The sequence below is a fragment of the Rhodococcus sp. NPDC060086 genome (assembly GCF_042730275.1).
Taxonomy (GTDB): Bacteria; Actinomycetota; Actinomycetes; order Mycobacteriales; family Mycobacteriaceae; genus Rhodococcus.
In genome coordinates this window covers 41,690-59,517 of sequence record NZ_JBHWWZ010000017.1, presented here as the reverse complement: position 1 = coordinate 59,517, position 17,828 = coordinate 41,690, and the positions used below count along the sequence as shown (strand labels likewise).

Below are 17,828 nucleotides of genomic sequence, written 5' to 3'. Positions count from 1 at the left end.
AATCACCATTAACTGAAAAACTAGGTTAGTTACCATTAACCGAGTTGTCCATACCCCGATGTTGTCCAGACCAGTGGAGTCCCGCATGAACGAGGCAGTCGAAGTGGAGTCCCCCATGCTGACGCCGCGGTCGCAGGCCAAGGCCGAGCGCCGACGACAACTGCTCGTCGCGGCAGCGCGCCTGATCGCCGAACGCGGCTTCACCGGTGTACGCCTCGAAGACCTCGGCGCCGCCGTCGGCATCAGCGGGCCCGCCGTCTACCGGCATTTCCCCAACAAAGATGCGTTGCTGGTCGAGATCCTCGTCGACATCAGCCGACGACTGTTCGCGGGCGGCACCGCGGTCGCAGCGAGCACCTCCGATCCCCACGACACGCTCGAGGGCCTCGTCGACTTCCACCTCGACTTCGCCTTGGGCGAGCAGGACCTCATCCGCGTCCAGGATCGCGAACTGCACTCACTCACCGAGGACGGGCGGCGCCAAGTGCGCACCCTGCAGCGCCGCTACGTCGAGATCTGGGTGGGTGTGTTGTGCCGCATCGATCCGGCACTCGCCGAAACCGACGCCCGCACCATGGCGCATGCGACCTTCGGGCTCATCAACTCCACCCCGCACAGTGCCGATCCACGCTCACCGCACAGCACCCGCACCGTACTGCGACGGATGGCGCTCGCAGCACTCGATTCCACACATCAGGACCCAGTAAGCACCCAGTAGGACCCAAGCAGAACCCCAGTAGGACAGGGAGCATGACGTACTTCGAACGCACCGGATCGAATTCCTTCCGCGCAACCGAGCATGTGGGTGGCGCATGGAACATCGAGGAACAACACATCGCACCCGCATTCGGGCTGCTCGCGCACGTCGTCGAATGCGACCGTGACGCGCGGCGCGACGACGGTCTGGTGATCGGCCGCCTGTCCTACGACATCCTCGGGGTCCTGCCGATCGGCGACATGGACGTCGAGGTGACCGTCCTGCGCCCCGGACGCACCATCGAACTCGTCGAGGCAATACTCAGCCACAGCGGCCGCGCCGCCGTGCGACTGCGGGCGTGGCTCATGGCGCCCGGCGCCACCGACACACTCGAAGCGACCACCCTGCCGCGCATCGCCCCACCCGACGAACACGAACCGTGGGACGCGTCGGAGGTGTGGCCCGGCGGGTTCATCGAATCCGTAGAAGTTCGACGCGCTCAGGTCGAGCCGGGGCGGGCATCGTTCTGGGCGCGCTCCCCGATTCCGCTGCTCGCCGACGAGAAGGTCAGCGACCTCGCCCTTGCCGTCCGGCTCTTCGACATCTCCAACGGCATGACCGTGCGTGCCGATCCGAAGAGCGTCGCGTTTCCCAACCTCGATCTCACCGCACACCTGTTCAGGCAGCCGCAGGGCGAGTGGGTCGGTTTCGACACCACCGTGTCGTTCGGGGCCGACGGCCTCGGCCTGACCAGCAGCGTTCTGCACGACATCTACGGCCCGATCGGCACGATGTCGCAGATCCTCACGGTGCGTCCCGGAGCCTGATCGCCTGCCCTGGGCAGGCACACTCGCAAGTCCGCGGCGGAAGGTGATCCTCACGGGACGAATTCGGTGGGCGTACGTCCGTCCATACAACAATTGGGTGCCGTTTCCGGTACCTGAACCGGTACCATGAGGTAATGCCTGCCCTGAATATCCAGTTCACCGAAGACGAACAGAGCCTGATTCGCGAGGCAGCGGAGCGCGAAGGGGTCTCGCTCAAGGCGTTCGTGCGCAACGTCGCGCTCGACGCGGCCAGCTCCCGGAAGCATCTGCGGGACGCGCTGCTGACCGACATCTTCGACAAGTCCGCTGAACTGAACGACCGGCTGGCATGACGGTCTACCTCGATCGTGACGACCTCCTCACGATCGCGGCCCGAATCAACAACGGATCTCCTGCTGTCCGGGAGATGGGTCTGCTCGATGCGGCCATCGCACGTCCCCGGAGCACGGTATTCGGCCTCGATGCCTACCCGACTGTGTTCGAGAAGGCAGCCGCGCTTCTCCACTCACTCGCCCGCAACCATTCACTGATCGACGGCAACAAGCGCACAGCATGGGCCGCAGCCTGGCTTTTTCTCGGATACAACGGCATCCGCTTACGTCGCGGATTCGATGTCGATGCCGCCGAGTTGTTGATGAACGACGTCGCGACCGGTGCCCACGATGTCGATGCCATCGCGACTGCCCTCACATCGTTCGTGGCCTGAGCCAAACTTCGAACGGATCGAATTCCTTCCGCGCAACCGAGCATGTGGGTGGCGCATGGAACATCGAAGAACAGCACATCGCACCCGCATTCGGGCTGCTCGCGCACGTCGTCGAATGCGACCGTGACGCACGGCGCGACGACGGTCTGGTGATCGGCCGCCTGTCCTACGACATCCTCGGGGTCCTGCCGATCGGCGACATGGACGTCGAGGTGACCGTCCTGCGCCCCGGACGCACCATCGAACTCGTCGAGGCAATACTCAGCACAGCGGCCGCGCCGCCGTGCGGCTGCGGGCGTCGTTACCACCGTGTCGTTCGGGGCCGACGGCCTCGGCCTGACCAGCAGCGTTCTGCACGACATCTACGGCCCGATCGGCACCATGTCGCAGATCCTCACCGTCCGCCCGAACTGAACTCTTTTCCACTCCAACGTCTCCCGTACTGTCCCGAAGCTCCTGCCGATCATCGCTATCGCGGTACCGGATGCGTACGCGTCGGTGGCTCCCGCTACAACTATCCGTGCGACTTGCATTCGGGCCGATCCAGGAGAACACACCATGGGCTTTTTCACGAAGGACGCGGTACCCGGCCTCGGAAGCCGCCTCACCCCGCTCTCACCGGACCGGATCAAGAGGACGCTGGAGCAGGAAAGCTGGTCGTACAGTGTCGACACCGACGGCGACGTCTCAGGCACCTGGGAGTACGGATCCTTCTACTTCTTCGTCAACGGCAACAACGGAGAGTTGTTGTGCGTGCGCGGTTTCTGGCTGGGCACGCTCGACGACTCCGACTACCTCCGGGCTCTCGAGGTCTGCAACGAGTGGAACGCCGAAAGGCTCTGGCCGAAAACCTATGTCGGACGTGACGACGAGGGCAAGGTGCGCCTCAACACCGAACTCAATGTCGACTACGAGCATGGTTTGACCGACGACCAGCTCCTGCAGCATCTCGCCGGCGCTGTCGACACGAGCATGACCTTCTTCGAGCATCTCAACGAGACGTTCCCCGAGGCATGGGAGAAGCACCGGCTCCAGGAGTGACGGCCCACGCCGATCTGTGGACGACGTGACTTGTTCACAGCAATCGATCGAACCCTGCCCATCCACTGGAGTGGACCGATCCAAGGAATCATTCGCTCGATGGGCTCGCGCGCTGGGTAGGCTCGCTGAATGGCAGACATGACGGTGGAGATGCGGTCCCCGGAAGACCTGGCCGCCGCACTCGAATCGACCGGATACCTCGCCGACGACGGCGTCGCGATGGCAGCGTTCCTCGCGCTGCGCATGGGCAGGCCCCTGTTCTGCGAAGGGGAGCCCGGCACAGGAAAGACCTCGCTCGCCGTGGCGCTCGCCGAGGCATTGGACCTGCCGCTGATCCGGCTGCAGTGTCACGAGGGCATCGATGCGTCGCAGGCGTTGTACGACTGGGATTTCCCCCGCCAACTGTTGCACCTGCGCACCCTCGAGGCCGCGAGCGAGGGAACGTTCGACGCCGACACCGCCGAACGTTCCCTCTACACCGAACGATTCCTGCTCACCCGCCCACTGCTGCAAGCCCTCACCGACGCTCCGTGCGTCCTGCTCATCGACGAAATCGACCGCGCAGACGACGAATTCGAAGCGTTCCTGCTGCAGGTCCTCGACGAAAACGCCGTGACCATTCCCGAACTCGGGGAGATCCGGGCCAGTGTTCCACCCCTCGTCGTGCTCACCTCCAACCGCACGCGCGAGGTACACGACGCCCTCAAACGTCGCTGCCTGTACCACTGGGTCGAACACCCCGGCCTCGAACGCGAGATCGCGATCCTGCGCCGCCGCCTACCCGGCATCGACGCCGCGCTGGCCGAACAGATCGCCCGTGCCGTCCACGCCCTCCGCGACGCAGACCTGCTCAAACCGCCGGGTGTCGCCGAATCCCTCGACTGGGCACGAGCTCTGATCGAACTCGACCGCGACGTCCTCGACACCGCGACTGCCGCCGCAACCCTCGGCGCAGTCCTGAAATATCGCGAAGACCTCGAACGGGTCGCGCGCGCCGGTCTCGACCGCCTCCTGGCAGGCTGAAACATGGGCGGCGGAGCGCTCGTCGGCGTCGCAGGGTTCGCGCGAGCCCTCGAAGAGGCCGGACTCCCGGTCGCGCTCGACTCCACCCACACCTACGTCCGTGCCCTCCGAGAAGTGGACGCGAGCGACCCGACCCAGGTGTACTGGGCAGGCCGCGCGACCCTCTGCCGCGACCCCGACGACCTTCCCCGCTACGACCTCGCCTTCGAAGCCTGGTTCGGCGGCGAACTTCCCGTCCTCTCCCGCACCACCGGACAACAACAACGCACCGCGACGGTCGCCGCACTCACCGCACCTGACGGATCCGACACCGGAGGCGACGACTCACCGCGACTCCAGGTCGCGGCCGACGACACCGAGATCCTGCGGCACCGCGACATCGCCGAACTCACCCCCGCCGAACGCGCACACCTCGACGAGATGCTCACACTGCTGAAACCCCGTCCACCGCGGCGACCGGCAGCACGACTACGACCGTCGCGACGCGGCCCCGTCGACCCACGACGCACCCTGCGAGCCATGCTCGCCGCGGGCGGCGAAACCGTCCGACCCGCCCGACACCACCGCGCGACCCGTCCCCGCCGGGTGGTGCTGCTGATCGACGTATCCGGATCCATGAGCCCGTACGCCGACGCGCTGCTGCGATTCGCGCATGTCGTCACCCGCAGCAACCCGTCGGCCACCGAAGTGTTCTCCCTCGGCACCCGCATGACCCGCCTGACGCGCGCACTGCGCGCCCGCGACCCCGAACGCGCGCTGGCCGCGGCATCGAACACCGTCCCCGACTGGGCGGGCGGCACACGTCTCGGCGACACGTTGCGTGCGTTCCTCGACCGCTGGGGTCGACGTGGCGTGGCGCGCGGCGCTGTCGTCGTCATCTTCTCGGACGGCTGGGAACGCGGCGATACCTCACTGCTCGCCGAGCAGATGGCACACTTGCGCCGACTCGCCCACGCCGTACTGTGGGTCAACCCCCATGCGGGCGCCGACGGCTACGAACCCATCCAGTCGGGGATCTCCGCCGCACTCCCGCATCTCGACCGACTGCTCGCCGGGCACAGCCTTGCGACGTTGGAGAAACTGTTGAAGGAGGTCCACCGTGCGTGATGTTCTCGACGAACTCGAGCGCCGCTACCGCGCCGGAGAAACCGTCGCCCTGGGCACAGTGGTCTCGACGTTCCGGTCCGCCCCACGCGACGCCGGCGCCTCGATGCTCGTCGCCGGCGACGGCACCGTCACGGGCAGCGTGTCGGGAGGATGTGTGGAGGGCGCCGTCTACGAACTCGCACAGGACGTCATCGGCGACGGCAACGCGGTCCTGCAGCGGTACGGAGTCTCCGACGACGACGCCTTCGCGGTCGGCCTCACCTGCGGCGGCATCATCGACGTCTTCGTCGAACGCATCGACCCCGCAGAATTCACCGCGCTCGGCGGGGTCATCGACTCGATCCACGCGGGCGAGCCCGTCGCGATCGCCACCGTCACCGAGCACCCCGATCCCGCCGTGGTCGGACGACGCATGACGGTGTGGCCGGAACGGACGGACGGCGAACTCGCGTCGGCCCGCATGACCGACGCCATCACGGATGACGCGCGCGGCCTGCTCGACGTGGGCCGCTCCGGAACCCTGCACTACGGACCCGACGGACAGCGACGCGGCGAAGGAATGTCCGTGTTCGTCAATGCCTTCCAACCGCGGCCCCGGCTGCTCGTGTTCGGCGCGATCGATTTCGCCGCCGCGATGGCCACGCTCGGTTCGTTCCTCGGCTACCGGGTGACGGTGTGCGACGCGCGCGGCGTATTTGCGACACACGCACGTTTTCCCGCAGCCGACGAGGTCGTCGTCGATTGGCCGCACCGTTATCTCGCCGCCGAACACGAGGCCGGCCGCGTGGACAAACGCACCGTGATCGCGGTGCTCACCCACGATCCCAAGTTCGACGTGCCGCTCCTCGAGGTGGCCTTGCGGATCGACGTCGCCTATGTGGGAGCCATGGGGTCGCGCCGCACGCACGACGACAGACTGGCCCGCCTGCGCGACATCGGTATCACCGACGAGGAGATCGCCAAGCTGAGTTCGCCGATCGGCCTCGACCTCGGTGCCCGCACTCCCGAGGAGACCGCGGTGTCGATCGGCGCCGAGATCATCGCCCTGCGATGGGGTGGGGGTGGGCAACGCCTCGCGGACCGCGGTGGACCGATCCACACTCACGAGGAGTTGGCGCAGTATCCGGCCGGCCAGTCCTCCGGTCATGGATCGACCGAGCCCGATCCGGCCTGAAGTCACGCCGGCCGACACAGAAGACGAAGGGACCGCTTGCCAGACATGTCCAACAAGAACGGCGGTTCGCGCGGCCGGAAGCGCGCGGAGAAGACCAAGAAGCGGCGGCAGCGGGACCGGGCTGCGGTCATTTCGCTGACCGAACGTTTCAGGCGGACCGCTCTGGACGAGTACACCCGGATCACTGCCGAATTCCATACCTGGTTACTCGACACCGAGACAGTCCTCGACGATCAGAGAGCCGGGGAGTTGATCGCCAGTGTCGCCCAGGCTGTGGACACGCTCGCGGAGGAGACCCCGGGATTCTCGGCGACTGCCTGGCGGGGATCGGACGTCGACCATCTGATCGACGTGGTTCTGCTGAGTGACCGTGTCGTCGCCAGCGACGAGGCCCGTCTGCTGATCGTGAGCGAAGTCGCCGCATATCTGCTGTTCCTCAGCGAATCCGGATTCTGGACGGGTTCGGACGACGACTACACGTCGTGCATCGAACGGATCGGTGAGTATGTGGACAGGGACGGCACGGGCCCGTCGATCCTCGACATTCCCGTTCCCGAGGTGGAACCTGCCGTCGAGCTCGCCGCCCTGACCGAGATGCCACTCGTGAAGAGGATGGAGGCGTTGGTGGACTGGGTCGGCACCTCGCGGCCCATCACGTCCACAGGCGCTCTGAAGCTCGCCGCGGTGCCGGAAGCCGCCGCCCTGTTCGGTCATTCCGTGACCACCTCTGTCCAGCGCTCGAACGCTCCCGGGCTGTTCGACGACCCGGCCGGCGCGGACGGCACCCGGTCGGTGCGGTCCATGTGGGACGTCGCGGGATTGTCGGAGGCCTGGACGGTCGCACACGACACCGGCCTTCTCACGAGCAACTCCACCGTTGTCACGCCGGGGCCGACCGCGACGCTCTGGCACCGTCCGGTGAACGGCAACGCATTCCTCGACTCCTGCCGAAACGTGGTGTCCGGATGGATCGTCGCGAGCCTGTCCACGCGCAACGAGAGCCGGCTGGGCGCGTACTTTCAGATGATCGACCAGGCGATCACGATTCTCTTTGCGGCGGGATCCGGCGACCAACCCGTACCGTGTGATGCGGACGAACGCCGCGCGGTGTTCGAAACGGCACCGGAGGGACTGCTCTCCCTTCTCGACCTGGTGGCCGACACGCGTGCCGAGTCCATGGTGGCGGATGGATTCTTCGACATCACCGACGGCACCTATCGCGTTCCCGAACCATTGAAGCCCGCTGTGCACCAAGCGCTTACTGTCCTCCTCGGCGACATCGACTTCGACGACATCGAGCCCGAACCGGGACTTTCCTACACCGTGAAAGTGTCACTCAGCGGTATGAAGCCACCGGTGTGGAGACGTGTCGTCGTCGATAGTGGACTGCCACTGTGCTGTCTGCACGACATCATCCAGGCGTGCTTCGATTGGGACGACAGTCATCTGCACATGTACACGGACGGTGCGAAGCGGGGAGCCGGTCGGGCATATCTCCCCGACCACCAGATGGATTCCGATTTCGCCGATATGTTCCATGATGTCGTCGCGGAGGAGACCGTCGCCGTGGCCACCGCACTCCCGAAGGTGGGGGCGAAGCTGACGTACGAGTACGACTTCGGAGACAGCTGGACACACGAGATCGTGGTCGAGGCGATCGGCGACGTAGACCCCGAGGCGCCGCGCGCAGTGTGCACCGGAGGGCGTGGAATGGCGCCGGCCGAGGACAGCGGCGGGCCATGGGGTTGGGCGCAGATCGTCGCAGCCATCGACGACCCGGCCGCAGACGACCATGAACAGATGCGCGAGTGGCTCGGGTTGAATCCCGGGGAGCGGATCGATCCGAAGGCGTTCGATACCGACGGGCCGAACGAGCGGTTGGAGCGGCTGTTCGGGTAGGCACACCCGCGACGGCGAGATTCCTAGAAGTACTGGGCTCCGCCGTCGATCGCGAGACTCTGGGCGGTGACGAACGCCGATTCGTCGGAGGCGAGGAACGCGACCATGTTCGAGATCTCGTCGGCCTCCGCCATGTACTGGTTCAGGAACGGCATGGTCATGCCACCCAGTCGCGGATTCGACTCCGCGGTCTGCGCGATGCGTTCGCGCATGCTTCCCGAACCCATCGGAGTGTTCACAGCACCGGGATGAATGCTGTTGACGCGGATGTCGTGCTGCCCGAGTTCCGCCGCACATGCGCGGGCCATGCCGACGAGCGCATGCTTGCTTGTCGTGTAGTGCACCATGAACGGCTGCAGCTTGACACCGGCGAGTGAGCTGGTGATGACGATAGATCCGCCACCGCGGGTGATGAGGTGCGGTGCGGTGGCCGTGATCGTGTTCCACACACCGGTGACGTTGATGTCGAGGGTGTCGCGGAAGCTCGTGGGAGTGACCTCGTCCCAGGTCTCCGGGATGCAGATGCCTGCGTTGGCGACCACCACGTCGAGACCACCGAAGTGCGCGACCCCTTCCTCGACCGCCGCTTTCATGCCGTCGAGGTCGCGGACGTCGCATTGCACCAGGTGCGCTTTCGCGCCTTCCGCCTCGACGAGCCGCTTCGTCTCCTCGAGGTCGTCGAGGGTCGCGGAATCGTAAGGGACGCCGGGCAGCGGACCGGCAAGGTCGACACCGACGATCTGTGCGCCTTCACTCGCGAGCCGCACGGCGTGCGCACGGCCCTGACCTCGGGCGACTCCGGTGATGAACGCGATCTTGTTGTCGAGCCGGCCCATGCAGGTTCCTTCCGTCGTCGAAAACGCGTCGTCCATGTCGGTGCCGCCGAAGGATTTCCGTCATTCCTCTCCTTTCTACGCGCGCGATGCAGGAAGCTGGCAGTGATCCATATCACTGGGTCCAGATCACGGGACTGCACGAAGTACTGGGAGGTCCGATGCGCATCGTTGTCACGGTCGACGGAGCGGTCTACACCGACGACGTCGAACCCCGACTCCTTCTCGTCCACTACCTGAGAGAACGACTCGGCAAGGTGGGCACAGTGGTCGGGTGCGACACAAGCAACTGCGGCGCATGCACCGTCCTGCTGGACGGCAAGAGCGTCAAATCCTGCTCGGTGCTCGCCGTGCAGGCCGACGACAGAGCGGTTACGACGGTCGAAGGACTCACGAAGGACGGCACCCTCCACCCGGTCCAGGAGGCCTTCCGCGAGAACCACGCGTTGCAGTGCGGGTACTGCACGCCCGGCATGATCATGTCGACCGTCGACCTGCTGAACGAGAACCCCGACCCCGACGAAGAACAGGTCCGCCACGGCCTCGAGGGAAATCTCTGTCGCTGCACGGGATATCAGAACATCGTCGCAGCCGCGCAGGATGCGGCCCGTCGTATGCACTCAACTCCGGCGGAGGACGCACGATGACCACCACCGAGTCACGGACCAGCGGAGCCGAGCCCGAGATCGGGCAGTCCCGTCGCCGCAAGGAGGACGAACACCTCATCACCGGCCGGACCCGCTGGACCGACAACATCGTCCTTCCCGGAATGCTGCACGCCGCGATCCTGCGCAGCCCGTTCTCGCACGCCCGTATCACCGCGATCGATGTGGAAGAGGCGAAGAAGCAACCCGGCGTCATCGCCGTGTACACGGGCGCCGACCTCGCCGAAGAGCAGGGCAGCCTGCCGTGTGCGTGGCCGATCACTGAAGACCAAAAAGCTCCACCCGCGCCATCCCTGGCCGTCGACACCGTCAACTTCGCCGGTGAAGCGGTCGCCGTCGTGGTGGCCCGCACCACCTACGAGGCCCACGATGCGCTCGACGTCATCGACGTCGACTACGAGGACCTTCCGGTGGTGCTCGACCTCGCCGACGCGGCCGCCGACACCGAGATAGTGCATCCCGATCTCGGAACCAACCGCAGCGCCACATGGACATTCGACTCCGCCGAAGCCGGCAGCGGAGGCAACATCGAGGACGCGATCCGCGACGCCGAAGTCCTCGTCGAACGCACCTTCCGTCAGCAACGGCTGATTCCCGCGTTCATGGAACCCCGCTCGGTGGTCGTCGACCCGACCGCCACACAGATCACTATGTGGTCGGCCACCCAGGTGCCGCACATTCTGAAACTGATGCTGGCGATGTCGCTCGGCATCCCCGAACACAAGCTGCGCGTGATCGCACCCGACGTCGGGGGAGGGTTCGGCGGCAAGCTGCAGGTGACTCCGGAAGAAGTCCTCACTCTGCTCATCGCGCGCCGACTCCACAAGCCCGTCAAATACACCGAGTCCCGCAGTGAATCGATGGTCGCCGCGCACCACGGCCGCGACCAGATCCAGAAGCTCACGCTCGCAGCGCGACGCGATGGCACCGTCACCGGCATGAAGGTCGAATTGCTCGCGGACATGGGCGCCTACCTGCGTCTCGTCACTCCCGGTGTGCCGATCCTCGGCGCATTCATGTTCACCGGCATCTACAAATTCGATTCCTACCACTTCACCTGCACCAACGTGTTCACCAACAAGGTGCCCACCGACGCGTACCGCGGCGCGGGACGCCCGGAGGCGACGTTCGCGATCGAACGGATGATGGACGAACTCGCTGCCGAACTGTCGATGGATCCGATCGAGATACGCGAGAAGAACTGGATCAAGCATGAAGAGTTCCCGTTCGATTCGGTGGCGGGGCTGACCTACGATTCGGGCAACTACGAGGCGGCCACCGCGAAGGCCCTCGAACTGTTCGATTACGACGGCCTGCGCCGCGAGCAGGCGCAGCGCCGCGAGTCGAATGATCCTGTGCAACTCGGCATCGGAGTGTCGACATTCACCGAGATGTGCGGTCTCGCGCCGTCGCGGGTACTGGGATCACTGTCGTACGGCGCAGGCGGATGGGAACATGCTGCCGTCCGCATGCTGCCGACCGGCAAGGTCGAAGTGGTCACGGGATCGTCGTCGCACGGCCAGGGGCACGAGACCGCGTGGAGCCAGATCGTCGCCGACCAACTGGGAATCCCGTTCGACGACATCGAAATTCTGCACGGCGACACCCAGTCGTCGCCCCGCGGCCTCGATACGTACGGGTCGCGCTCGCTTGCCGTCGGCGGTATCGCGGTGGTCAAGGCCGCCGAGAAGGTGGTGGCGAAGGCCCGGCCGATCGCGGCGCACCTGATGGAATGTGCCGAGGACGATCTCGAGTTCACCGAAGGTCGATTCAAGGTGAAGGGCACCGAGAAGGCCGTTGCGCTGACCGACGTCGCACTCGCGGTGTTCGCCGCACACGATCTGCCCGACGGGGTCGAACCGAATCTCGATTCCGAGGCCACCTACGACCCGGACAACTTCTCGTTCCCGCACGGCACCCACCTGTGCGCCATCGAAGTCGACACCGAGACCGGACATGCACGCATCCGCAAGTACGTGTGCGTCGACGACATCGGACATGTGGTGAACCCCTTGATCGTGGAGGGCCAGGTGCACGGCGGTCTGGCACAGGGCATCGCTCAGGCCCTGTACGAGGAGGCCGTGCACGACGAGACGGGGACGCTGCTCAGCGGGTCGTTCGCCGAATACCTGCTGCCGACGGCGGTGGACCTGCCGCATTTCATCACCGACCGCACGAACACACCTGCTCCCGGAAACCCGCTCGGAGTAAAGGGGGTCGGCGAGGCGGGCACGATCGCGTCGACACCCGCCGTGGTGAACTCCGTGCTCGACGCGCTCCGGCCGCTCGGGGTTCGATCCATCGACATGCCGTGCACGCCCATGCGGGTCTGGCACGCGATCCGTTCCGCTCAGGAGGGAAACCGATGATCCCCGCCGAATTCGAGTACACCGCCCCGACCACTCTCGACGAAGCGGTCGCCGCGCTGAACAACGCCGGTGAGGATGCCAAGGTGATGGCCGGGGGCCAGAGTCTGATGCCTGTGCTGCGACTCCGGATGGCGGCGCCGTCCACCGTCGTCGACCTCGGCCGCGTCCCCGATCTGCGGGGGATCCGCGAGGACGGCGACACCCTGGTGATCGGCGCGACCACCACACACTACGAGGTGCTGCACGATCCACTCGTCGCACAACACGCGAAGTTACTGGCCGAAGCCACGGGCACCGTTGCCGATCCGCAGATACGCCACCGTGGAACGCTCGGCGGAGCACTTGTGCACGCCGACCCTGCGGGAGATCTGTCGGCTCCGGCCCTGGCGCTCGACGCGGAATTCGTCGTCGTCGGCCCTTCCGGCCGGCGCACCATCGCGGCGCCGGACTTCTTCCAGGACTATTTCACGACCGCGGTGGAGCCCGGCGAAATCCTCGCGGAGATCCGCATTCCCAAGCACACCGGGTGGTCGGCACGCTACGAGAAGTTCCATCGCGCAGCGCAACAATGGTCGATCGTGGGTGTCGCAGCGACAATCGAGACCGACAATGGCACGATCCGACAAGCGAAGGTCGCCCTGACGAACATGGCGGCGGTGCCCGTGAGGGCCCGCGCAGTCGAGGAAGCACTCGTCGGACAAGCGGCCACCGCCGGTACGGTCGCGTCGGCCGCCGCACACGCGGCCGACGGAACCGACCCGATGACCGACGGCAACGCCGACGCCGAGTATCGAAGCCACCTGGCGGAAGTCCTCACGCGGCGCGCCGTGACGACCGCTGTGGGGCTCTGAGGCCCGCAGAAACGACGCAGGAGAGACCCGATGCAACTCGAACACCAGCTGTCCGTGCCGGCACCCGTCGATGAGGTCTGGGCGGCACTGCTCGACCCGGAGAAGGTCGCACCCTGTATGCCCGGGGCAACGCTGACCGGTGCGGACGGCGATACCTTCACCGGCACGGTGAAGGTCAAGCTGGGCCCGGTCGCGCTCACCTACAAGGGCACCGGCGTCTACGTCGAGAAGGACGAGTCGGCCAGGCGGGCAGTCATCGAAGCGAACGCGAAGGACGCACGCGGCAACGGCACCGTGAGCGCGACCATCACCATCGTGCTCACCGGCGAAGGCGACCACACCGACGGCACCGTGACCACCGACATGACGATCACGGGCAAACCCGCGCAGTTCGGCCGCGGCATGATCTCCGACGTCGGCGGCAAGATCCTCGAGCAGTTCGCGGCGTGCTTGTCCGAGAAGCTCGGCCCGGCAACGGCCGAACCCGAGGAAGCCCCGGCCGCACCCGCAGGCAGCACGAGTACCGCAACCGCGGCCGCTCCGGCCGCCACCGTGCCCCGGCCCTCGAGCGCACCGAAGAAAGCTCAGCCCGAGGCAGAGCCGCTCGACCTCATGGAATACGCGGGCGGATCTGCGATCCAGCGCATCGCGCCGGTCGTGGGAGTCCTCGCAGTTCTCGTCTTGATCCTGGCGGTCATTCGCCGGAAGCGCTCGCACTGATCACGACCACGCGCCTGGGCGCGGTACCTGGGGACTCCTCAGGTCGCCGCGGCCAGGCGTGTGGTGTGAAGTCCGGCAGCCAGATCCGGTGTGGCGATCACCGACAGCTCGGTACGCAGCCAATGATGTCCGGGGTCGTCGTCGAACTCCTGGTGCCATACCGCCCACTCACGCACAGCGGGAAGCGAGAAGTTCGGTTCGAGGATCCGTAATTGCGCCACACCCGCAATCCGCCGCGCCATCCGTTCCGGGACGATCGTCACGAGGTCGGTCATTTCGAGTACGTACGGCAACACCGCGATGTTCGTGGTCGTCGCCGACGACCTCGTGGCGATCCCGGCCCGGGCCAGGGTCCGGCCCAAACTCATGTCGCCGCCGTACTGCAGATAGGACAGCAGAGGATAGCCCGCGAGCACATCCGCGGTGAGTTCGATACCTGCATAAGGGTGGCCGCTCCACACGACCCCGACGTATCGGTCGTGGAGGACCACTCGGCGGCGACAGTGTTCGAATTCGGATGTGGAGAGAAGTTGCTCGGGCACCACCGCAAGGTCGATCTCATGCCTGTGGAAGGCCTCGAAGCCGGCCGCCGACAGCGGCTGCATGTCGAATCTGATGCCGTGCGATCGGTAGCGGTTTCGTCTCAGGAGGTTCCGCAGCAGCGTCACCTCCGAATAGTCCCCGGTCAGCAGGGTGAAGGCACGCTCGGCCGTCGCCGGATCGAACTCCGGAACGGTGAGAATCGACCGCTCCACGGTGACCAGCACACGTCGTAGTGGTTCGGCGAGGGCAAGTGCACGCGGTGTCGGGCGCAGTGTCCGTCCGCTCTTGACGAGAAGCGGGTCGTCGAATTGCTTACGCAGACGGGCAAGGGCGGTGCTGGTGGCGGGCTGCGACATGTTCAGCCGGCGAGCGGCCTTCGTCACATTGCATTCGGTGAGGAGGACGTCGAGGACGACGAGCAGATTCAGATCGACTCGTCGCAGTTCCACCGCATTTCTCCTCTTCATGGGATCGCCCGGCCTCGGGGATCGTAACTCAGGAGTCCGTTACATACTTAACGTCCGGTATCTGTTACTCTGCATACCTGCTATTCAATTCGGACATGCAGTTTGTATAAATGCACGACACGGCCCTAATCTGGCCCAGATCTTGCTGGTTGAGTGTTAGATTGCCGATCCTTTCCCAGGACATATCCCGATTTCGGCCCGGCCGGTTGAGACACGTACGAGAAAGGCCAGGCCCACCCCCCATGAGCCTCCTCCGCAACCTGCGGGTGCCAACACCGGACAATTGGCGCCTGTGGCAGAAGGTCACGGCGGTTGTCGCTGTGCCCCTCATTGCAGCATCGCTCTACGGCGGGCTGCGCGCCTACGACACCGTCCAAGAGGCGAATCACTACAGCCAACAAGCCGAACAGGTAGCGATCATCCCCGCGCTCGCACAGTGGAGCACGGGTGTCGCAGGTGCCGCATTGGCAACGATGATCGGACTGCCCACCGACAACGCCGCGGCGATCATCGCCGAGAACGAGCCGGCGCTCGATGAATTCCTCGCCAACAAGGAACTCGATCCCAAGATCATGGGCTCGGTGTCCCGCGCCGTCCAGGAGGGCGAGGCCCTCTACGAGAGCGCCACGCGGGGTGGGATGTCGCGCGAGGCGACCCACGAACGCCTCCAGGGATTCGTCTCCCGGGTCACCTTGGTGTTCCGGAGCGTCGTCGACGCGACCGGCGACCCCGATGTGCTCGCCGATGCAGGCCTGCTGCTTGCCACCTGGGACACCCAGTGGGAGGTGATCGACCAGATCGTCGCATTCGGCACGCTCATGGACGGATCCGAAGCAGCGAGCCTCATGTTCACCCACGCGCAGGCCTCGGAAGCCGGCAAGCTCGCGTTGTTCCTCGAGGATGTGAACGATCCCGAGCTGGCGAGCGCACTCAACGGGCAGATGGAGCAACGACGAGCCCTCATTGCGGGTATCGACGACACGTCCACCGATGTCTCGGCACTGCGCAACTCCATCTTCACGAGCCTGACCATCTATCAGGAAATGGTCGAGGCAGCAGGCACCCGCATCGTCTCGACACTCGATGACCTCGCCTCCACAGCCAGGAGGGACGCCACGGGAACGGTGATCGGTGTAGGCGTCGTCCTCGCACTCGCCCTCGGACTCGCCCTGCTCGTTGCAGCCTCCCTCATCCGGCCACTACGACGCCTTCGCAACGACACGCTCCGGGCTGCCGATGTCGGTCTGCCGGAAGCGATCGCGGACATCAAGAACGGGGCCGACATCGAGACGGTCATCCTCGAACCGATCCGCGTCACCACGCGCGAGGAGATCGGTGAGGTGGCCCGCGCCGTCGACAACATGAGCGCAGGCGCGCTCCGCCTCGCAGGCGAGCAGGCGGCACTTCGCCGCCAGGTCAACGAGATGCTCGAAACCCTCGCACGACGGAACAAGACCCTCGTCGAGCAACAGCTCTCTCTCATCGACTCGCTCGAACACGAAGAACGCGACCCCACGCGACTCCAGAACCTGTTCGCGCTCGACCACCTCGCCGCGCGTATGCGACGCACCGGTGATTCACTGCTCGTTCTCGCCGGCACCCGTCAGCGCATGGGCCGCGTGCCCGACACACCGCTGGGCGACGTGCTCCGCGCCGCGGTCTCCCAGGTCGAGAACTACCAGCGTGTCGATTTCGGTAACGCACCCGACGGCAGTCTGCTCGGCAGTTCGGTCACCGATATCGTGCATCTCGTCGCCGAGCTCCTCGACAACGCGCTCCGCGCCTCCCCGCCGGACAGCACCGTCGCATTCGCGTTCTCCCGCGCCGTCGACGGCGGGCTGCTGCTCGAGATCGCCGACCGCGGTATCGGAATCCCGGCCGAAGAACTGACCGAGATCAACGAACGGCTCTCGAGCGACGACGAAGGCAACTGGGGCGCCGCCCGACGCATGGGTCTGTTCGTGGTCGCGCGACTCGCTGCACGCAACGGGATCACCGTGCGTCTGCGCCCGACCTTCGACTCCACGACCAACGCCGGTATCACCGCGAGTGTCTACCTGCCCATTCGACTCCTCAAGGGAGTGGGCAACGCTCCGGCCGATACGTACCAGATCGACCGTCCGCGTCGGCTGCAGCGATCGGCAACGGAGATCGAGCACGCCATCAACCCGTACCCGCTCGCGCAGGAGATTTCCGAGCGCCCTGCAGGGCAACTGCCGTCGAGGAATTCGTCCCCCGACACGGCGCAGTACGACCCGAGTCTGCAGTACGAATCGGAGTCCCCGTACGACCCTGAGCCCCAGTACGGTTCGGAACCCCAGTACGGTTCGGAACCCCAGTACGGTTCGGAACCCCAGTACGGTTCGGAACCCCAGTACGGCAACGACTCTCAGTACCAGCCGGAGCCCCAGTACCAACCGGAATCCCAGTACCAGCCCGAACCCCAGCACGGTCAGGGCTCGCAGTACGGCCAGCAGTACGAGGGCGACCAGGGCAATGCAGGCGACGGTGGATGGCAGCAGGATCCGGCGCCTCGACCACCGAACCCCGGCACAAGCCCGAGCGTCCAGCGCGGCCGCCTGCACGAGCGGTGGCCGAGCAGGCGCGAAGAGTGAGCTCGGGTAACCACACGGGCTACTGACTTCTGACAAGTACGGCTGACGACAGTGTCGTCAGCCGTACTTGTCGATACAGCACTATGGGTTCGTGATCTTCTCGCAACCATTCACCAAAAAACGTGCTTTAGGTCACATCGGCGAAAGAAAATCGTTCGGTTCCGCGCTCACCGGAATTCACTCTCACCTGCAGTGATGACTACGTGAATCATCTCGACTCCCGACTCGCCCGCAATCGGGGCGTGACCTTTCCGTTATATTCGCCTACGGTCGTTGATATCCCGCAACGGG

16 protein-coding genes and 1 pseudogene are annotated in these 17,828 nt (G+C 65.5%); 15 read left to right on the top strand and 2 right to left on the bottom strand.

From position 1 onward, the window contains the following. Positions 1–85: 85 nt before the first annotated feature. The 10 genes and pseudogenes from ACFWB0_RS12400 to ACFWB0_RS12355 all read left to right on the top strand — a co-directional run bounded on the left by ACFWB0_RS12400 (position 86) and on the right by ACFWB0_RS12355 (position 8,474). Positions 86–718 carry a TetR/AcrR family transcriptional regulator gene (locus ACFWB0_RS12400; protein WP_378490736.1) on the top strand — a complete coding sequence of 211 codons (633 nt, stop codon included), beginning with the start codon at positions 86–88 and terminating at the stop codon, positions 716–718. Positions 719–750: 32 nt separating this feature from the next. After that, the gene (locus ACFWB0_RS12395; protein WP_378490735.1) at positions 751–1,524 is read left to right on the top strand and encodes a thioesterase family protein; all 774 of its coding nucleotides are present in this window, start codon (positions 751–753) and stop codon (positions 1,522–1,524) included. Positions 1,525–1,658: 134 nt separating this feature from the next. After that, positions 1,659–1,856 carry a plasmid mobilization protein gene (locus ACFWB0_RS12390; protein ID WP_378490734.1) on the top strand — a complete coding sequence of 66 codons (198 nt, stop codon included), beginning with the start codon at positions 1,659–1,661 and terminating at the stop codon, positions 1,854–1,856. Then, complete coding sequence (locus ACFWB0_RS12385; protein ID WP_378490733.1) at positions 1,853–2,230, top strand: type II toxin-antitoxin system death-on-curing family toxin; 378 nt, start codon at positions 1,853–1,855, stop codon at positions 2,228–2,230. The genes ACFWB0_RS12390 and ACFWB0_RS12385 overlap by 4 nt, the downstream gene beginning before the upstream one ends. Positions 2,231–2,274: 44 nt before the next feature. Then, a pseudogene (locus ACFWB0_RS12380) lies at positions 2,275–2,436 on the top strand (thioesterase family protein); the annotation flags it as partial. Between the two features lie 352 nt (positions 2,437–2,788). Next, positions 2,789–3,271 (top strand): YbjN domain-containing protein, encoded by a 483-nt coding sequence (locus ACFWB0_RS12375; RefSeq protein WP_378490732.1) that lies wholly within the window; start codon positions 2,789–2,791, stop codon positions 3,269–3,271. A gap of 129 nt (positions 3,272–3,400) precedes the next feature. Continuing rightward, positions 3,401–4,294, top strand: coding sequence for an AAA family ATPase (locus ACFWB0_RS12370; protein WP_378490731.1), 894 nt, complete (start codon positions 3,401–3,403; stop codon positions 4,292–4,294). Between the two features lie 3 nt (positions 4,295–4,297). Further along, complete coding sequence (locus ACFWB0_RS12365; protein ID WP_378490730.1) at positions 4,298–5,401, top strand: VWA domain-containing protein; 1,104 nt, start codon at positions 4,298–4,300, stop codon at positions 5,399–5,401. Continuing rightward, positions 5,394–6,575, top strand: coding sequence for an XdhC family protein (locus ACFWB0_RS12360; protein ID WP_378490729.1), 1,182 nt, complete (start codon positions 5,394–5,396; stop codon positions 6,573–6,575). The genes ACFWB0_RS12365 and ACFWB0_RS12360 overlap by 8 nt, the downstream gene beginning before the upstream one ends. Positions 6,576–6,620: 45 nt before the next feature. After that, positions 6,621–8,474 (top strand): plasmid pRiA4b ORF-3 family protein, encoded by a 1,854-nt coding sequence (locus ACFWB0_RS12355; RefSeq protein ID WP_378490728.1) that lies wholly within the window; start codon positions 6,621–6,623, stop codon positions 8,472–8,474. A gap of 23 nt (positions 8,475–8,497) precedes the next feature. Here the strand turns inward: ACFWB0_RS12355 and ACFWB0_RS12350 are convergent, their stop codons facing one another. After that, positions 8,498–9,310 carry a mycofactocin-coupled SDR family oxidoreductase gene (locus tag ACFWB0_RS12350; RefSeq protein WP_378490727.1) on the bottom strand — a complete coding sequence of 271 codons (813 nt, stop codon included), beginning with the start codon at positions 9,308–9,310 and terminating at the stop codon, positions 8,498–8,500. A 158-nt stretch (positions 9,311–9,468) separates the two neighbouring features. Between ACFWB0_RS12350 and ACFWB0_RS12345 the strand changes: the two genes are divergently transcribed. From ACFWB0_RS12345 to ACFWB0_RS12330, 4 genes are read left to right on the top strand one after another with little or no spacing between them, the layout of a single operon-like run. Beyond that, on the top strand, positions 9,469–9,954 hold the full coding sequence (locus ACFWB0_RS12345) for a (2Fe-2S)-binding protein (RefSeq protein ID WP_378490726.1): 486 nt from the start codon (positions 9,469–9,471) through the stop codon (positions 9,952–9,954). Continuing rightward, positions 9,951–12,341, top strand: a complete 2,391-nt coding sequence (locus ACFWB0_RS12340; protein WP_378490725.1) for a xanthine dehydrogenase family protein molybdopterin-binding subunit — start codon at positions 9,951–9,953, stop codon at positions 12,339–12,341. The genes ACFWB0_RS12345 and ACFWB0_RS12340 overlap by 4 nt, the downstream gene beginning before the upstream one ends. Next, the gene (locus ACFWB0_RS12335; protein WP_378490724.1) at positions 12,338–13,192 is read left to right on the top strand and encodes an FAD binding domain-containing protein; all 855 of its coding nucleotides are present in this window, start codon (positions 12,338–12,340) and stop codon (positions 13,190–13,192) included. Before ACFWB0_RS12340 ends, ACFWB0_RS12335 begins: the two co-directional genes overlap by 4 nt. Before the next feature lie 30 nt (positions 13,193–13,222). Next, entirely contained in the window at positions 13,223–13,912 is a 690-nt protein-coding gene (locus ACFWB0_RS12330) for an SRPBCC family protein (protein ID WP_378490723.1), read from the top strand. A gap of 38 nt (positions 13,913–13,950) precedes the next feature. Here ACFWB0_RS12330 and ACFWB0_RS12325 read toward each other — a convergent pair whose 3' ends face one another. Continuing rightward, positions 13,951–14,904: a LysR family transcriptional regulator gene (locus ACFWB0_RS12325; protein ID WP_378490722.1), complete on the bottom strand. Its 954-nt coding sequence runs from the start codon at positions 14,902–14,904 to the stop codon at positions 13,951–13,953. A 260-nt stretch (positions 14,905–15,164) separates the two neighbouring features. Between ACFWB0_RS12325 and ACFWB0_RS12320 the strand changes: the two genes are divergently transcribed. Continuing rightward, positions 15,165–17,537, top strand: a complete 2,373-nt coding sequence (locus ACFWB0_RS12320) for an ATP-binding protein (RefSeq protein ID WP_378490721.1) — start codon at positions 15,165–15,167, stop codon at positions 17,535–17,537. Positions 17,538–17,828 lie beyond the last annotated feature (291 nt).

Excerpts from the sequence above, each read along its gene's own strand:
- ACFWB0_RS12340 (WP_378490725.1), top strand. The coding sequence starts at position 9,951 with ATGACCACCACCGAGTCACGGACCAGCGGAGCCGAGCCCGAGATCGGG.
- ACFWB0_RS12365 (WP_378490730.1), top strand. The coding sequence starts at position 4,298 with ATGGGCGGCGGAGCGCTCGTCGGCGTCGCAGGGTTCGCGCGAGCCCTC.
- ACFWB0_RS12335 (WP_378490724.1), top strand. The coding sequence starts at position 12,338 with ATGATCCCCGCCGAATTCGAGTACACCGCCCCGACCACTCTCGACGAA.
- ACFWB0_RS12355 (WP_378490728.1), top strand. The coding sequence starts at position 6,621 with ATGTCCAACAAGAACGGCGGTTCGCGCGGCCGGAAGCGCGCGGAGAAG.
- ACFWB0_RS12350 (WP_378490727.1), bottom strand. The coding sequence starts at position 9,310 with ATGGGCCGGCTCGACAACAAGATCGCGTTCATCACCGGAGTCGCCCGA.
- ACFWB0_RS12330 (WP_378490723.1), top strand. The coding sequence starts at position 13,223 with ATGCAACTCGAACACCAGCTGTCCGTGCCGGCACCCGTCGATGAGGTC.
- ACFWB0_RS12400 (WP_378490736.1), top strand. The coding sequence starts at position 86 with ATGAACGAGGCAGTCGAAGTGGAGTCCCCCATGCTGACGCCGCGGTCG.
- ACFWB0_RS12320 (WP_378490721.1), top strand. The coding sequence starts at position 15,165 with ATGAGCCTCCTCCGCAACCTGCGGGTGCCAACACCGGACAATTGGCGC.
- ACFWB0_RS12395 (WP_378490735.1), top strand. The coding sequence starts at position 751 with ATGACGTACTTCGAACGCACCGGATCGAATTCCTTCCGCGCAACCGAG.
- ACFWB0_RS12375 (WP_378490732.1), top strand. The coding sequence starts at position 2,789 with ATGGGCTTTTTCACGAAGGACGCGGTACCCGGCCTCGGAAGCCGCCTC.
- ACFWB0_RS12390 (WP_378490734.1), top strand. The coding sequence starts at position 1,659 with ATGCCTGCCCTGAATATCCAGTTCACCGAAGACGAACAGAGCCTGATT.
- ACFWB0_RS12385 (WP_378490733.1), top strand. The coding sequence starts at position 1,853 with ATGACGGTCTACCTCGATCGTGACGACCTCCTCACGATCGCGGCCCGA.
- ACFWB0_RS12345 (WP_378490726.1), top strand. The coding sequence starts at position 9,469 with ATGCGCATCGTTGTCACGGTCGACGGAGCGGTCTACACCGACGACGTC.
- ACFWB0_RS12370 (WP_378490731.1), top strand. The coding sequence starts at position 3,401 with ATGGCAGACATGACGGTGGAGATGCGGTCCCCGGAAGACCTGGCCGCC.